The sequence below is a fragment of the Nocardia sp. NPDC055321 genome (assembly GCF_053645575.1).
Genome location: NZ_JBSHMS010000036.1, coordinates 47,124 through 60,426, shown reverse-complemented (window position 1 = coordinate 60,426; position 13,303 = coordinate 47,124). Strand labels below are relative to the sequence as shown.

Below are 13,303 nucleotides of genomic sequence, written 5' to 3'. Positions count from 1 at the left end.
GCGAACGTCCCGGTCGACACGAGCTCACTCACGGTGGTCCTCCCGTCGGATGCGCACCAGGTGACCGGGTGTGGTGCCGAGCTGCACCAGCACGTCGGCGCCGGATGAATTCATGGGCAGCCAGACGACCCGGTCCGGCATCTCGGTGATGACCAGGGGCAGGGTGATGTGGCCGTGATCGTTGTTCACCGTGACCGGATCGCCGGTGGTGGCGCCGATCTCGGCGGCGGTGGCGTGCGAGAGCCGCACCACCGGCGGCCGCGCGGTGCCCGCCAGATTCGGTTCGCCGTCCTGCAGGCGGCCGCGGTCGACCAGCATGCGCCAGGCGGCCAGCACGGCGGTGCCCGAGGCGGCCAGCGTCGGCGGCTGCGGCTGCTCGGCCGGCGTGGCCGGAGCGGGCCCGTCCCAGGCGCCCAGGTCCGCCAATTCCGCACGGGCGCTTGCCACGTCGGGCAGGCCCAGGCGCACGTTCAGCTCCTGGGCGATGGCGTCCAGCACCCGGTGTTCGGGCATGGGCATGGCCTCGCGGCGCACGGTGGCGTCGCGCAGTGCGGCATCGAATTGGCGGTGGCGGCCCTCCCAGGTGAGGAAGGTGCCCGCCTTCTCCATGGCCGAGGCCACGGGGAACACGACGTCGGCGCGATCGCTGATGTCGCTGCGGCGCAGTTCCAGGCTGACCACGAAGCTCGCGGCGTCGATGGCGGTGAGCGCGGCGTGCGGATCGGGCATGTCGCCCACCTCGACGCCGCCGATGAGCAGCGCGCCCAGGGTCGGTGCCGCCGCGAGGATCGCCGCGGTGTCCCGGCCCGGGTTCACGGGCAGGTCCTGCACGCCCCAGGCGTCGCGAACCTGCTGGCGCGCAACGGGATCGGCGACCGGACGGCCACCCGGGAACAGCACGGGCAGCGCGCCCGCCTCGAGGGCGCCACGCTCGCCGGCCCGGCGCGGAATCCAGGCCAGCGCGGCCCCGGTCTCGTCGGCGAGGCGGGCCGCGGCGGACAGTCCGCCCGGGATCCCGCCGAGCCGTTCGCCGACCAGGATCAGCGCGCCGGTCTCGCGCAGCAGCGTGCCGATGTGGTGCAACAGGCCGGGGGCGACCTTGTAGGTGTCCGAGCTGCCGGTCCGAATCGCTTCCAGCAGATGCGATTCCGCGCCCGGTGCGGCCGGGAGCAGGGTGCCGGACATGCGCTGTAACCCGCGGGTGAGGTACGGCGCGATGGAGATGATCTCGGTGCGGTACTTGCGCGCCGCCTTGCGCAGGCGCAGGTACACCATGGGCGATTCCTCTTCGGCCTCGAACCCGGCCATGAGGACGATCGGGGCGCGCTCGAGCGCCGCGTAGTCGACCGTGATGCCCTGACCCGCGATACGGGCGGCGAGGAAGTCGGCTTCCTCCGCCGAGTGCTCGCGGGCGCGGAAGTCGATGTCGTTGGTGTCCAGGGCGACCCGCGCGAACTTGGCGTAGGCGTAGGCGTCCTCCAGGGTCACGCGCCCGCCGACCAGGACGCCCGCGTTGCCGCGCGCCGCCGCCAGTCCGCGCGCGGCGTGGGCCAGGGCCTCGGACCACGACGCGGGTTGCAGGGTGCCGTCCCAGGTGCGCACCAGCGGGGTGGTGAGCCGATCCGGTTCGGTCGCGTACTGGAACGCGAATCGGCCCTTGTCGCAGTTCCATTCCTCGTTGACCTGCGGATCGTCACCGGCGAGCCGGCGCATGACCTTGCCGCGCCGATGATCGGTGCGCTGGGCGCAGCCCGAGGCGCAGTGCTCGCACACCGCGGGGCTGGACACCAGGTCGAAGGGCCGGGCCCGGAACCGGTAGGTGCTGCCGGTCAGCGCACCGACCGGGCAGATCTGCACGGTGTTGCCGGAGAAGTAGGAGTCCATCGGCTCCCCGGCGGCGATGCCGACCTGTTGCAGCGCACCGCGATCCATCAGCTCGATGAACGGATCGCCGGCGACCTGCTGGGAGAAGCGGGTGCAGCGCGCGCACAGCACGCAGCGCTCGCGGTCCAGCAGGATGGCCGAGGACAGCGGGATCGGCTTGGGATAGGTGCGTTTGACCCCGTCGAAGCGGGATTCGGCGCGCCCGGTCGACATCGCCTGGTTCTGCAGCGGGCATTCCCCGCCCTTGTCGCACACCGGGCAGTCCAGGGGGTGATTGATGAGCAGCAGCTCCATCACTCCCTCCTGGGCCTTGGCGGCCACGGGGGAGGAGACCTGGGTGTGGATCACCATGCCCTCGGCCACGGTCTGGGTGCAGGAGGCCACCGGCTTGCGCTGGCCTTCCACGTCGACCAGGCATTGGCGGCAGGCGCCGACCGGATCGAGCAGCGGGTGGTCGCAGAAACGCGGAATCTGCACGCCGATGAGTTCGGCGGCACGTATCACCAGGGTGCCCGCGGGCACGGAAACCACGGTGCCGTCGATGGTGACGCTCACCATCTCGGCCGGGGTCACGCCGCTGGCGCTGGAGTTGGCTATCGCGGTCATTCCACTCCTTCAGCCCAGACGGTGGTCTTGGCCGGGTCGAGAGGGCAGGCGCCGAGGCGGATGTGTTCGGCGTACTCGTCGCGGAAGTACTTCAGGGAGGAGAAGATCGGGCTGGCGGCACCGTCACCGAGGGCGCAGAAGGACTTGCCGTTGATGTTGTCGGCGATGTCCATCAGCTTGTCCAGGTCGGTCTCGTGCCCCTGTCCGTTCTCGAGCCGCTGCAGGAGCTGGACCAGCCAGTACGTGCCTTCGCGGCACGGGGTGCACTTGCCGCAGGACTCGTGGGCGTAGAACTCGGTCCAGCGCAGCACGGCTCGCACCACGCAGGTGGTCTCGTCGAAGATCTGCAGGGCCTTGGTGCCGAGCATGGAGCCGGCGGCCATGACGCCCTCGTAGTCCAGGGGGACGTCGAGGTGTTCCGCGGTGAACAGGGGGGTGGAGGAACCGCCCGGGGTCCAGAACTTCAGAGTGTGGCCCGCGCGGATGCCGCCGGCGTGAACCAGCAACTGCCGCAGCGTGATTCCGAGCGGCGCTTCGTACTGCCCGGGTTGCGTCACGTGACCCGAGAGCGAGTACAGCGTGAAGCCGGGGGACTTCTCGCTGCCGAAGGACCGGAACCAATCCACGCCGTTGGCGATGATGGCCGGAACCGAGGCGATGGATTCCACGTTGTTGACCACGGTCGGGCAGGCGTACAGGCCCGCGACCGCGGGGAACGGGGGCCGCAGCCGGGGCTGACCGCGGCGGCCCTCGAGCGAATCCAGCAGCGCGGTCTCCTCCCCGCAGATGTAGGCGCCCGCGCCGGCGTGCACCACGACCTCGAGGTCATAGCCCGAACCCTGAATGTTGCGGCCCAGATAGCCTGCGGCATAAGCCTGTTCGACCGCGGCCTGCAAACGCCGCAGCACCGGGACCACCTCGCCGCGCACGTAGATGAACGCGTGCGAGGCCCGGATCGCGTACGCGGCGATGATGACGCCCTCGATCAGGGTGTGCGGGGTCGCCAGCATGAGCGGAATGTCCTTGCAGGTACCCGGTTCCGACTCGTCGGCGTTGACCACCAGGTAGTGCGGCTTGGTGACGCCGTCCGGGCCGGGGCCCTGCGGGATGAAGCCCCACTTCATGCCGGTGGGGAAGCCCGCGCCGCCGCGGCCGCGCAGACCGGAGTCCTTGACGGTGGCGATGACCTCGTCGGGCTGCATGCGCAGCGCCTTGGGCAGGGCACGATAGCCGCCCTGATCGCGGTAGGCGTTCAGGTCCCAGGAATCGGGCTCGGCCCAATGCTTGGAGAGAACGGGAGTCAGCGTCGTCACTTACGGTCTCCCTGCTCCTTGTCGGCGGCGTGCAGGCCCGCGAGGGTGGCGGGCCCGGCGGCGCCGTCGGTCGCACCGGGCCGGGGGTCGGGATAGCCGGCGAGGATGCGCGCGGTCTCGCGGAACGTGCACAGCGGAATACCGCTGCGCGAGGCGGTGACCTGATCGCCCTTGCGCAGCGAATCCACCAGTGCCCGAGCCGATTCCGGTGTCTGGTTGTCGAAGAACTCCCAGTTGACCATGATCACCGGCGCGAAGTCGCAGGCCGCGTTGCACTCGATGTGCTCGAGGGTCACCGCGCCGTCGGCGGTGGTCTCCCCGTGCTTGATGCCCAGGTGCTGTTTCAGGTCGGCGAGTATCTCGTCGCCGCCCATGACCGCGCACAGCGTGTTGGTGCACACCCCGACGTGGTAGTCACCGGTGCGGGTGCGCCGGTACATGGAGTAGAACGTGGCGACCGCGGTCACCTCGGCGTCGGTCAATCCCAGCTGCTCGGCACAGAATTCGATGCCGGTGCCCGAGACGTATCCCTCCACCGACTGCACCAGGTGCAGCAGCGGAAGCAACGCCGACCGCGACTGCGGGTACCGGGCGATGATCTCCTTGGCGTCGAGCTCGAGCCGATCGTGCACCGGTTGCGGGTACGGGACCGGCCGCACCGTCAGGTTGAGCAGAATCTCTGTCATCGGTCCACTCCGCCCATCACCGGATCGATACTGGCCACCGCGGCGATGACGTCGGCGACCATGCCGCCCTCGCACATCGCCGCCACCGCTTGCAGATTCGTGAACGAGGGATCGCGGAAGTGCACCCGGTACGGGCGCGTGCCGCCGTCGCTCACCATGTGCACGCCCAGCTCGCCGCGCGGGGATTCCACCGCGGTGTACACCTGGCCGGGCGGGACTCGCAGGCCCTCGGTCACCAGCTTGAAGTGGTGGATCAGCGACTCCATGGATTCGCCCATGATCTTGGAGATGTGCCTGGGCGAGTTCCCGAGGCCGTCGGGGCCCAGCTGCAGGTCCGCGGGCCACGCGATCTTCTTGTCCGACACCATGATCGGGCCGGGCCGCAGCTTGTCCAGGCACTGCTCCACGATCTTGAGCGACTCCTTCATCTCGTTCACGCGAATCAGGTAGCGGCCGTAGCAGTCACAGCCGGTGTCGACCATGACGTCGAATTCGTAGTTCTCGTAGCCGCAGTACGGCTGGGCCTTGCGCAGATCGTGTGGCAGGCCGGTCGAGCGCAGCACCGGGCCGGTGATGCCCAGGGCCATACAGCCGGTCAGGTCCAGGTACCCGACGTTGCGGGTGCGGGCCTTCCAGATCGGGTTCTCGTTGAGCAGCAGTTCGAGATCGCGCAGGCGCTTGGGCAGCAGATCCAGCAGTTCGCGAACCTTCTGCACGCCGTCCTCGGGCAGATCCTGGGAGACGCCGCCCGGCCGGACGTACGCGTGGTTCATGCGCAGGCCGGTGATGTTCTCGAACACGTCCAGGATCAGCTCGCGCTCGCGGAAGCCGAACAGCATGGGCGTGAGCGCGCCCAGTTCCATGCCGCCGGTCGCGAGGGCGACCAGGTGCGAGGAGATGCGGTTGAGTTCCATGAGCATGACGCGGATGACGCTCGCGCGCTCGGGCACGTCGTCGGTGATCCCGAGCAGCGTCTCCACGCCGAGGCAGTACGCCGTCTCGTTGAAGAACGGCGACAGGTAGTCCATGCGGGTCACGAAGGTGACGCCCTGGACCCAGCTGCGGTACTCGAGATTCTTCTCGATTCCGGTGTGCAGGTAGCCGATTCCACACCGGGCCTCGGTGACGGTCTCGCCCTCGATCTCCAGAATGAGCCGAAGCACCCCGTGGGTGGAGGGGTGCTGCGGTCCCATGTTCACGACGATGCGTTCTTCAGCCGCTCCGTCCAGGGTCCGGCGAATCTCGTCCCAGTCGTTGCCCACCACCGTGATCGAGCGTTCGGGCCGATCCGCGGTGTCCGGGCGGGACTGAATGTCGGTGTCGTTCATTAGGAGTACGTCCTCCGCTCGTCGGGCGGCGGGATGCGCGCACCCTTGTACTCGACCGGGATCCCGCCGAGCGGGTAGTCCTTGCGCTGGGGGTGTCCGCGCCAGTCGTCGGGCATCGAGATCCGGGTCAGCGAGGGGTGACCGTCGAAGAGGATGCCGAAGAAGTCATAGGTTTCGCGCTCGTGCCAATCCGTGGTGGGGTACACCGAGTACAGCGAGGGCAGGTGCGGGTCGGCGTCCGGAATCGAGATCTCGAGGCGCACCCGGCGATTGTGGGTGATCGAGTTGAGGTGGTAGACCGCGTGCAGCTCGCGGCCGGTCTCCTCCGGGAAGTGCGCGCCGTTCACGCCCAGGCACAGTTCGAACCGCAGTGCCGCGTCGTTGCGCAGGGTCAGGGCGACCACCGGCAGATGTTCGCGCCGCACGTGCAGGGTCAGCTCGTCCCGGAAGACCACGATCTTCTCGATGGCGTCCTCGAAGCGCGCCGAGGTGCCCTCGAGCGCGCGGCGCAGCGCGGCGACCAGGTCGTCGAAGTAGCCGCCGTACGGCGGCGCGCTGCCGCCGGGCAGCGCGACCGTGCGCACCAGCCGGCCGTATCCGGAGGTGTCGCCGGTGCCCGAGACGCCGAACATGCCCTGCCGGACGCCGATCACCTCGTCGGCCGGGGCCTGCGCGGGTTCGGTTGCGGGGGAATCGGATTCGCCTTCACCCTGTGCCTTCACGGTGCTTTCCTCCGGAGGGCTTTCGGTATTCGACGTCGAATCGAAGGTCATCGCAGCAGCCCCTTCATCTGAATGGTGGTGGGGCTGCCGAGGGCGGCGGCTTCCGCGGCGCGGATCGCTTCCTCGCGATTGACGCCGAGCGGGGATTCCTGAATCTTCTCGTGCAGCTTCAGGATCGCGTTCAACAGCATCTCCGGGCGCGGCGGGCAGCCGGGCAGGTAGATGTCCACCGGCACGACGTGGTCCACGCCCTGCACGACGGCATAGTTGTTGAACATGCCGCCCGAGGATGCGCAGACACCCATGGCCAGCACCCATTTCGGTTCGGTCATCTGGTCGTAGACCTGACGCAGGACCGGTGCCATCTTCTGGCTCACCCGGCCCGCGACGATCATGAGATCGGCCTGGCGCGGGGACGCGCGGAACGCCTCCATGCCGAAGCGGGCGATATCGAATCGCCCGCCGCCGGTGGCCATCATCTCGATCGCGCAGCATGCCAGGCCGAACGTCGCCGGCCAGAGCGAACTCTTGCGCAGATAGCCGGCCATATCTTCCACCGTGCTCAGCAGAAAACCGCTGGGCAGTTTTTCCTCGAGACCCATGTCGGACTACATCTCCTGGATCGGAATCACCCCGCGTGCGCGGGGTGTAGTTGGAATCCCCCTGACGCCGCTCAATCCCAGCTGAGCCCGCCTCGCCTCCACTCGTAGGCGTACGCCACCGAGACGTTGAAGATGAACAGCGCCATCGCGGCCAGCCCGAACAGACCGAGCGAGTCGAAGTGGACCGCCCACGGGTAGAGGAACACGATTTCGATGTCGAAGATGATGAACAGCATCGCGGTGAGGTAGTACTTCACCGGGAAGCGTTGCCCCCCTGCGTTTCCCGGTCCGCCACCGATGGCGTGCGGGGTCGCTTCGATACCGCATTCGTACGGTTCGAGCTTGGCGCGGTTGTAACGCTTGGGTCCGACCAGCGAGGCCAGGAGAACGGAGAACACTGCGAACGCGGCGGCAACCGCGCCGAGCACGAGCGTCGGCACTTCGATATTCACAACAGAACTACCCCTCCTGCGGACTGGACGCGTGTGGACGGCAGCTGCCGAGGCGGGCTGACAGCATCGTCGGCCGTGCCAGTCGCACCGGGGCGCCGCTCGTCGACAGCACGGACTTCGGGGACTGACGCGGCTGCTTTGATACCGACGCCCGCGCTCATGTGAGCTACGGCACAGCCTACAACTCACACGAGAACATACATGACGTTTCGCGACCGCTTTTGATCGCATTCGGAACGGTCTTTCATGACCGATTCGACGGAATCGCGGCCGTCACGTGACAGAGATATCCCCTGGTGGCGGGGAGATGGGAGACTAAGCCGCAGAACGGCTGCGGATCACTCCGAGCACCGCGTCGGTGAGACGGATGGGGTCGATGGGGTGTGAGACCGCGGCGTCCGCACGCGACCAATTGGCAAGCCAGGCATCATCGGGACGCCCGGTCAGCACGAGAATCGGCGGGCAATCCGCGATTTCGTCCTTGAGTTGTTTGGCGAGGCCGAGACCACCGGTCGGGGCCGCTTCGCCGTCGAGGATGAGCAGATCATGCGAGTGCGCATCCAGGCGCTCGATCACGATCGGACCCGTGGCCACCTCGAGGTACTCGAGCGGCGGCAGGTCTGGATGCGGCCTTCTACCCAGGGCCAGCATGACCTGGCTCCTGGTGTCGGCATCACTGCTGTAGACGAGAACCCGCAGTACGGCGGGGCGTTTCGCATCAGCCACGCACCGGATGGTACGTGCCGGACCGGTGCTCCCGTGGCAGCTTCGCGGGAACGCGTGTGCGCGTCGCCGGATCGCCTGTCGCGCAATACGTTGATGGCGGGCGATGCACGAGGCTCGACCGGTAGCATCCGCCGAATGCGGGGAGATGTCACCGACAGGTTGATCGAAACCGACGTGTGGACCGATGAGTTGGTGGCGCGAGCCGGGATTCCGGTCATCGATGTTCCGCTGGTGACCGTGGGTGGCGGACTCGGATCGTTCGCGCTGTTCGATACGCTGCGCATCTTCGGTGTGCCGGGCAACTCGATCGCCGTGCTCGCTCCGCAGGAGTCGCCGTGGGAGTCGTATCGGTATCTGGCTGGGGTATCGCAGATTTCGGATCGCGATCGACTGCGCGGCGACGCCGGCGGGACACTGGACAACCTGTGGGGCTTCCCGTCCTACGCACTGCGCGAGGCGATTGCGGACAAGTCGCTCGAACCGCTCTGGAAGGTGTTGGCGGAGCCGGTGTTCGCCGACTTCTACGCACCGCGCTCCGGGCGGGTGATCGCGGGACTCGAACGCGAATGCCGGCGCGTCGACTTCGGGCGCTCGGTTCATCGGGGCCGGGTGCGCATGGTGCGCAAGCGCACCGGGGGCGGCTACTTCACGATGCTCACGCCGTCGAACGGCGCGGGGCCGAGCCGGCGCATAGCTTTTCGCAGCACCCACGCACATCTGGCCGTGGGCTTTCCCGGTCTGCGACTGCTACCCGACCTGCAGGGCTACCGGGAGCGGTATCGCGATTCGACGCGGGCGGTCAGCGCGTACGAACCGCACGAGCACGTGTACGAGGCGCTGCGGCACCGGCCGGGCACGGTCATGGTGCGCGGCAGCGGCGCGGTTGCCGGACGGGTGCTGCAGCGGCTCGTCGACGACCGGGACCGGCTGCGGCTCAGCACGCAGATCCTGCATCTGTTCGGCGACTACGTCACGGGGCCGACGGGACGCGGCGCGCTCATGCGCCGTCCGGGCGGGGACGGCTGGGCGTATCAGGGCTTCGACTGGCCCAAGGCGGCCTGGGGCGGACAGCTCGCCCAGCGCATGCGCGGACTGGACGGGCGCGAACGGGTCGAACTGCTGAACGCCATGGGCGGGACCACCGCGCCCGCCCGGCGCGAACGCCGCGAGCAAGTGCGCCGCGGCCGGACGCAGGGCTGGTACCAGGTCATCGTCGGCATCGCCCGCGATCCGCGCCCGGCGCGCACCCGGCCCGGGCTGCTGGTCACCGTCGATCCGGACCCGCACGCGGCCCTGCCGTTTCCGCAGCCGGACCGGCCCTACGACGCGCACGCGGACTACATCATCGATTGCACCGGCGCCGAAGCCGACATTCGGGAGCACCGGCTGCTGGCCGATCTGCTCGATCACGGTGGGGCGCTGCGCAATCCGCTCGGTCGGCTCGAGGTCGACCGCACCTTCGAGGTCCACGGGACGCGCAGCGCGCCGGGGCGCCTGTACGTCTCGGGCAGCGCCGCGTTCGGCGGGTACTACGCGCCGGTCAATTCCTTCCTCGGCCTGCAGTACGCGGCCCTGCAGATCGCGGACGACCTGGCGGCGCAGGGCTTCTGCCGCCGGCTCGGGCCACTGCGCTCGCTCCGGCAGTGGTGGCTGTGGGTCACCGATCGCAAGATCGCCGCGTGAGCCCATGACCCCGACCTTGTACGGGCGCGTCCAGACCCGGGTGCTGGTCTTCGGGATCACCGGACTGATCGTCGCCGTCGCGCTGACACCGCTGCTGCCCACCGGATCGCCTCTGCCACAGTCGTATCGGATGACGCTCACGCTGCTGGCGGCGATGATCGGCGTCGGCGTACTGTGGGAAGCGCTGTATCACCTGCTTCAGCAATTCCGATGGGAGAAGGACTGGCCCACCCTGTTCGGGCTGGTGACCATCGTGAACGAGGGTCTGCTCATGTGGCTGCTGGTGGACGGTTCGACGCTGGTGCTCGCGGCGCGACTGCGGCCGGAACCGCACGTCTTTCTCATCCATTTCACGCTCACCTGGGTGGCCTGCTGGCTCGTCGTGCAGGGGCCGCTGCGAGTTGTGCTGCCGCGTCAGCGATTTCACGGAGGCCGAATCCTATGAAGGGGCGGGTGGAGGTGGTGCCCGGCGGGCACCTGGTGGCGTGCGTCGACGGGGTGATCATCGTGGTCGCGCACCGCACGGGCGAACCCGTGACCGCCGCCGCCGAGGCGGTGAGCGTGCTCGACACCCTGGCCGAGTTCGTCCAGGAGGCCGCGTCCCGGGAAACCCGCCGTACCGGAAGGACTTTCGCGCGCCTGGTCTCGAAGTGGCTGATGGGGCGCGCGGATGAGGAACAGGTCGAGTTCGGGGTGCTGACACCGGGTTCGCGGGGGCTGTCGGTGTTCCTGCACGGCGGGGTGACCGCGATTCTCGAGGACGCCGATCACCTCGAGGTGCTGCACGGGCGGGACGCGGGGTTCACCATCGACCGCGTCGTGACGCCCGCACCCGCGCACGCCGCGGCGTTGTTCGTGGACGGTGACGCGCCGCGCACAGAACTGCCCGAGCCCGGGATCTGGTCGCTGTCCTCGGGTCTCATGCCGGGTGACGGCGCGCTGCTGTGGCTCGGTGAGCGCGCGCAGGTTCCGGTCGGCCGGGCTCCGGAGACAGCGGGAGCGCGCGTTCGCACGCAGCCCGCGGCCGTCGCGAGCGGGGACGCGGCCGCGGAGGGCGGGCCGGCGGCGCGTTCGGCCGAGCTCGGCGGCGAGGCGCAGGACGGGCAGCGAAACGGAATCGCGGATCCCAGCGAGCTCGGGATCACGGGGCAGGCCGAGCACGGGGATGACCCCGCCGACCCGAGCACCTCGGCTGTCCTCCCGCGGCGGAATCAGCCGGTCGTGCGCGGCTACCTGTGCGCCCGCCGGCACCTCAACGACCCACGGGCACACCTGTGTTCGCAGTGCGGGGCCCGCCTCGACCAGCCGCCCCGCACCCTGGGCGAGGGCATCCGGCCGCCGCTCGGCCTGCTCCTGCTGGACAACGGCACGTTTTACATCCTGGACTCCGATCTGGTGATCGGCCGTGAGCCCGAACGCTCGGACCAGGTCCGCCGCGGCGCGCAGCCCGTCCGCATCCCGGACGCGTCGACGGGCATGTCCCGCGTCCACGCCGAGATCCGCCTGGTCGACTGGGATGTGGTCGTCATCGACCGCGGCTCCGCGAACGGGACCCACATCCAGCAGCCCGGCCGTCAGGACTGGTTCCGGGCGGTGCCGGGGCACCCGACCCCGATCCAGCACGGGGCGCGGGTGACGCTGGGCGGGCGGGTCTTCACCTACGACTCGCAGCGCAGGCAGCGGTAGACCCGAGGCGGGCGAGATGCGGTGATAAGGGCGGCGCGCACTGCCCGGCCCGGTCAGAGTCGGCAGGCTACAGCCGCGGGACTACGGACCGGCCGCCGCGGCCGCGGCGAGGGTCGCGGCGACGATCTGCCGGGTCTCGGCCGGGTCTATCACGTCGTCGATCTCGAAAACCCTTGCCGCGTTGAGTGCTTTGACATTATCGCGGTAGGCGGCGGTCGCCTGGGCGACGACCGGTTCGCGGTCGGGCTCGGGGAGCTGGGCGAGCTGTTTGGCCAGGGCCAGGCGAACCGCGCCTTCGATGCCCATCGGGGCGAGGTGGGCCGTCGGCCAGGCCACGGTCAGCAGGGGCCGGTGGGTGCTGCCGCCGAGCATCGCCTGCGCGCCGAGACCGTAGCCCCGCCGCAGGACGACACCGACCAGGGGGACCGTGAGGCGCGCGCCGGCGGTGACCAGGCGGGAGGCGTGGCGGACCAGGCCGGTGCGCTCGGCATCGGGGCCGACCATGAAACCCGGTGTGTCGACCAGGGATACGACCGGCAGCCGCCAGCGCTCGCACAACTCGAGGAAGTCGGCGGCCTTGACCGAGGCGTCGGCGGTGAGCGCGCCGGCGTGCACCATGGACTGATTGGCGATGACGCCGACGGATATGCCGTCGATGCGTGCGAGGGCGGTGACCAGCTCGCCCGCCCAGCCCGCGCGCAACCAGGTGACGCTGTCCGCGTCGGCGAGCGCCTCCACCAGTGGCCGCACATCGAAAGCGGCGCGATCGTTCTCGGGGAGCGCGTCGCGCAACACGGCTGGGTCCTGCGCGGATTGCCCCGCGGTACGGGGCTTGTCGAGGTAGCTCAGCAGCCGTCGCACCGTCTCGACGGCTTCGGGCTCGTCGGCGACCACGATGTCCAGGACGCCGTTGGCGAACTGGTCGGACACGGGCCCGATCTCCTCCGGTGCGTAATCGCCCAGTCCGCCACCGGAAATCATCGCCGGTCCCGCCATGCCCAGGTTCGCGTCGGGGGTCGCGACCCGCAGATCCGCGCAGCCCGCCAGCACCGCGTTCCCGGCGAAGCAGCGACCGGAGACCACGGCCAGGCGCGGGGTCTCCAGCGCGCCCCACAGCGCGAACGACGCGACGTCCAGCGCGGAGACCACCGGGTAGTCGGTGTCGTTGGGCCGGCCGCCGCCGCCCTCGGTGAAGAAGACCGCGGGCAGCGACATGCGCTGGGCCACCTCGATCAGCCGGTCGGACTTGTGGTGTCCGCGCATGCCCTGGGTCCCGGCCATCACCATGTAGTCGTAGGACAGCACCGCGCACGCGCGGCCGTCGATGGTCGCGGTCCCGCCGATCAATCCGTCCGCGGGCGTCTGCAGGACCAGGTCCGCCAGGTCGCGGCCGCGTTCCTGCGCGGCGGTCGCGAAGCGGCCGTACTCGACGAAGGTACCCTTGTCGACCAGGTCGTGGACGTTCTCGCGCGCGGTGCGCCGGCCCGCGGCGTGCCGGCGCTCGACGGCGTCGGGCCGCGCGGCGTCCGTGGTGAGCTGTCGTCGCGCCAGGACCTCGGCCAGGCCCGTCACCGGGGTCGCGGATTCCATGGTCATGATCACGAACCTACTGGAA

12 protein-coding genes are annotated in these 13,303 nt (G+C 69.5%); 3 read left to right on the top strand and 9 right to left on the bottom strand.

Translation table 11 applies throughout. The features are described from left to right. Positions 1-24: 24 nt before the first annotated feature. From ACWIGI_RS37105 to ACWIGI_RS37070, 8 genes are all read right to left on the bottom strand, one after another. Positions 25-2,490, bottom strand: coding sequence for an NADH-quinone oxidoreductase subunit G (locus tag ACWIGI_RS37105; RefSeq protein WP_454208248.1), 2,466 nt, complete (start codon positions 2,488-2,490; stop codon positions 25-27). Then, entirely contained in the window at positions 2,487-3,803 is a 1,317-nt protein-coding gene (nuoF, locus tag ACWIGI_RS37100) for an NADH-quinone oxidoreductase subunit NuoF (RefSeq protein ID WP_454208247.1), read from the bottom strand. The genes ACWIGI_RS37105 and nuoF overlap by 4 nt, the downstream gene beginning before the upstream one ends. Further along, positions 3,800-4,489 (bottom strand): NADH-quinone oxidoreductase subunit NuoE, encoded by a 690-nt coding sequence (nuoE, locus tag ACWIGI_RS37095; RefSeq protein WP_454208246.1) that lies wholly within the window; start codon positions 4,487-4,489, stop codon positions 3,800-3,802. The genes nuoF and nuoE overlap by 4 nt, the downstream gene beginning before the upstream one ends. Beyond that, positions 4,486-5,817 (bottom strand): NADH dehydrogenase (quinone) subunit D, encoded by a 1,332-nt coding sequence (gene nuoD, locus ACWIGI_RS37090; RefSeq protein ID WP_454208245.1) that lies wholly within the window; start codon positions 5,815-5,817, stop codon positions 4,486-4,488. Before nuoD ends, nuoE begins: the two co-directional genes overlap by 4 nt. Then, positions 5,817-6,590, bottom strand: coding sequence for an NADH-quinone oxidoreductase subunit C (locus tag ACWIGI_RS37085; RefSeq protein ID WP_454208244.1), 774 nt, complete (start codon positions 6,588-6,590; stop codon positions 5,817-5,819). The genes nuoD and ACWIGI_RS37085 overlap by 1 nt, the downstream gene beginning before the upstream one ends. Then, positions 6,587-7,141 (bottom strand): NuoB/complex I 20 kDa subunit family protein, encoded by a 555-nt coding sequence (locus ACWIGI_RS37080; RefSeq protein WP_354986747.1) that lies wholly within the window; start codon positions 7,139-7,141, stop codon positions 6,587-6,589. The genes ACWIGI_RS37085 and ACWIGI_RS37080 overlap by 4 nt, the downstream gene beginning before the upstream one ends. Before the next feature lie 71 nt (positions 7,142-7,212). Continuing rightward, the gene (locus ACWIGI_RS37075; protein ID WP_454208243.1) at positions 7,213-7,593 is read right to left on the bottom strand and encodes an NADH-quinone oxidoreductase subunit A; all 381 of its coding nucleotides are present in this window, start codon (positions 7,591-7,593) and stop codon (positions 7,213-7,215) included. A 315-nt stretch (positions 7,594-7,908) separates the two neighbouring features. Continuing rightward, entirely contained in the window at positions 7,909-8,319 is a 411-nt protein-coding gene (locus ACWIGI_RS37070) for an Rv3143 family two-component system response regulator (RefSeq protein ID WP_454208242.1), read from the bottom strand. A 135-nt stretch (positions 8,320-8,454) separates the two neighbouring features. On the opposite strand from ACWIGI_RS37070, the gene ACWIGI_RS37065 reads away from it, so the two are divergent. Genes ACWIGI_RS37065 through ACWIGI_RS37055 form a run of 3 tightly spaced genes read left to right on the top strand, consistent with a single transcriptional unit; the run spans position 8,455 to position 11,688 of the window. Beyond that, positions 8,455-10,002: a hypothetical protein gene (locus tag ACWIGI_RS37065; RefSeq protein WP_454208241.1), complete on the top strand. Its 1,548-nt coding sequence runs from the start codon at positions 8,455-8,457 to the stop codon at positions 10,000-10,002. Between the two features lie 4 nt (positions 10,003-10,006). Then, complete coding sequence (locus ACWIGI_RS37060) at positions 10,007-10,447, top strand: hypothetical protein (RefSeq protein ID WP_454208240.1); 441 nt, start codon at positions 10,007-10,009, stop codon at positions 10,445-10,447. Continuing rightward, positions 10,444-11,688, top strand: coding sequence for an FHA domain-containing protein (locus ACWIGI_RS37055; protein ID WP_454208239.1), 1,245 nt, complete (start codon positions 10,444-10,446; stop codon positions 11,686-11,688). The genes ACWIGI_RS37060 and ACWIGI_RS37055 overlap by 4 nt, the downstream gene beginning before the upstream one ends. A gap of 81 nt (positions 11,689-11,769) precedes the next feature. Here ACWIGI_RS37055 and ACWIGI_RS37050 read toward each other — a convergent pair whose 3' ends face one another. Beyond that, positions 11,770-13,278: an acyl-CoA carboxylase subunit beta gene (locus ACWIGI_RS37050; protein ID WP_454208265.1), complete on the bottom strand. Its 1,509-nt coding sequence runs from the start codon at positions 13,276-13,278 to the stop codon at positions 11,770-11,772. Positions 13,279-13,303: the final 25 nt, after the last annotated feature.

Bases quoted from the DNA above. Each gene is read 5' to 3' on its own strand.
- ACWIGI_RS37105 (WP_454208248.1), bottom strand. From the start codon at position 2,490: ATGACCGCGATAGCCAACTCCAGCGCCAGCGGCGTGACCCCGGCCGAG.
- nuoE (WP_454208246.1), bottom strand. From the start codon at position 4,489: ATGACAGAGATTCTGCTCAACCTGACGGTGCGGCCGGTCCCGTACCCG.
- nuoD (WP_454208245.1), bottom strand. From the start codon at position 5,817: ATGAACGACACCGACATTCAGTCCCGCCCGGACACCGCGGATCGGCCC.
- ACWIGI_RS37085 (WP_454208244.1), bottom strand. From the start codon at position 6,590: ATGACCTTCGATTCGACGTCGAATACCGAAAGCCCTCCGGAGGAAAGC.
- ACWIGI_RS37080 (WP_354986747.1), bottom strand. From the start codon at position 7,141: ATGGGTCTCGAGGAAAAACTGCCCAGCGGTTTTCTGCTGAGCACGGTG.
- ACWIGI_RS37065 (WP_454208241.1), top strand. From the start codon at position 8,455: ATGCGGGGAGATGTCACCGACAGGTTGATCGAAACCGACGTGTGGACC.
- ACWIGI_RS37060 (WP_454208240.1), top strand. From the start codon at position 10,007: ATGACCCCGACCTTGTACGGGCGCGTCCAGACCCGGGTGCTGGTCTTC.
- ACWIGI_RS37055 (WP_454208239.1), top strand. From the start codon at position 10,444: ATGAAGGGGCGGGTGGAGGTGGTGCCCGGCGGGCACCTGGTGGCGTGC.
- ACWIGI_RS37050 (WP_454208265.1), bottom strand. From the start codon at position 13,278: ATGGAATCCGCGACCCCGGTGACGGGCCTGGCCGAGGTCCTGGCGCGA.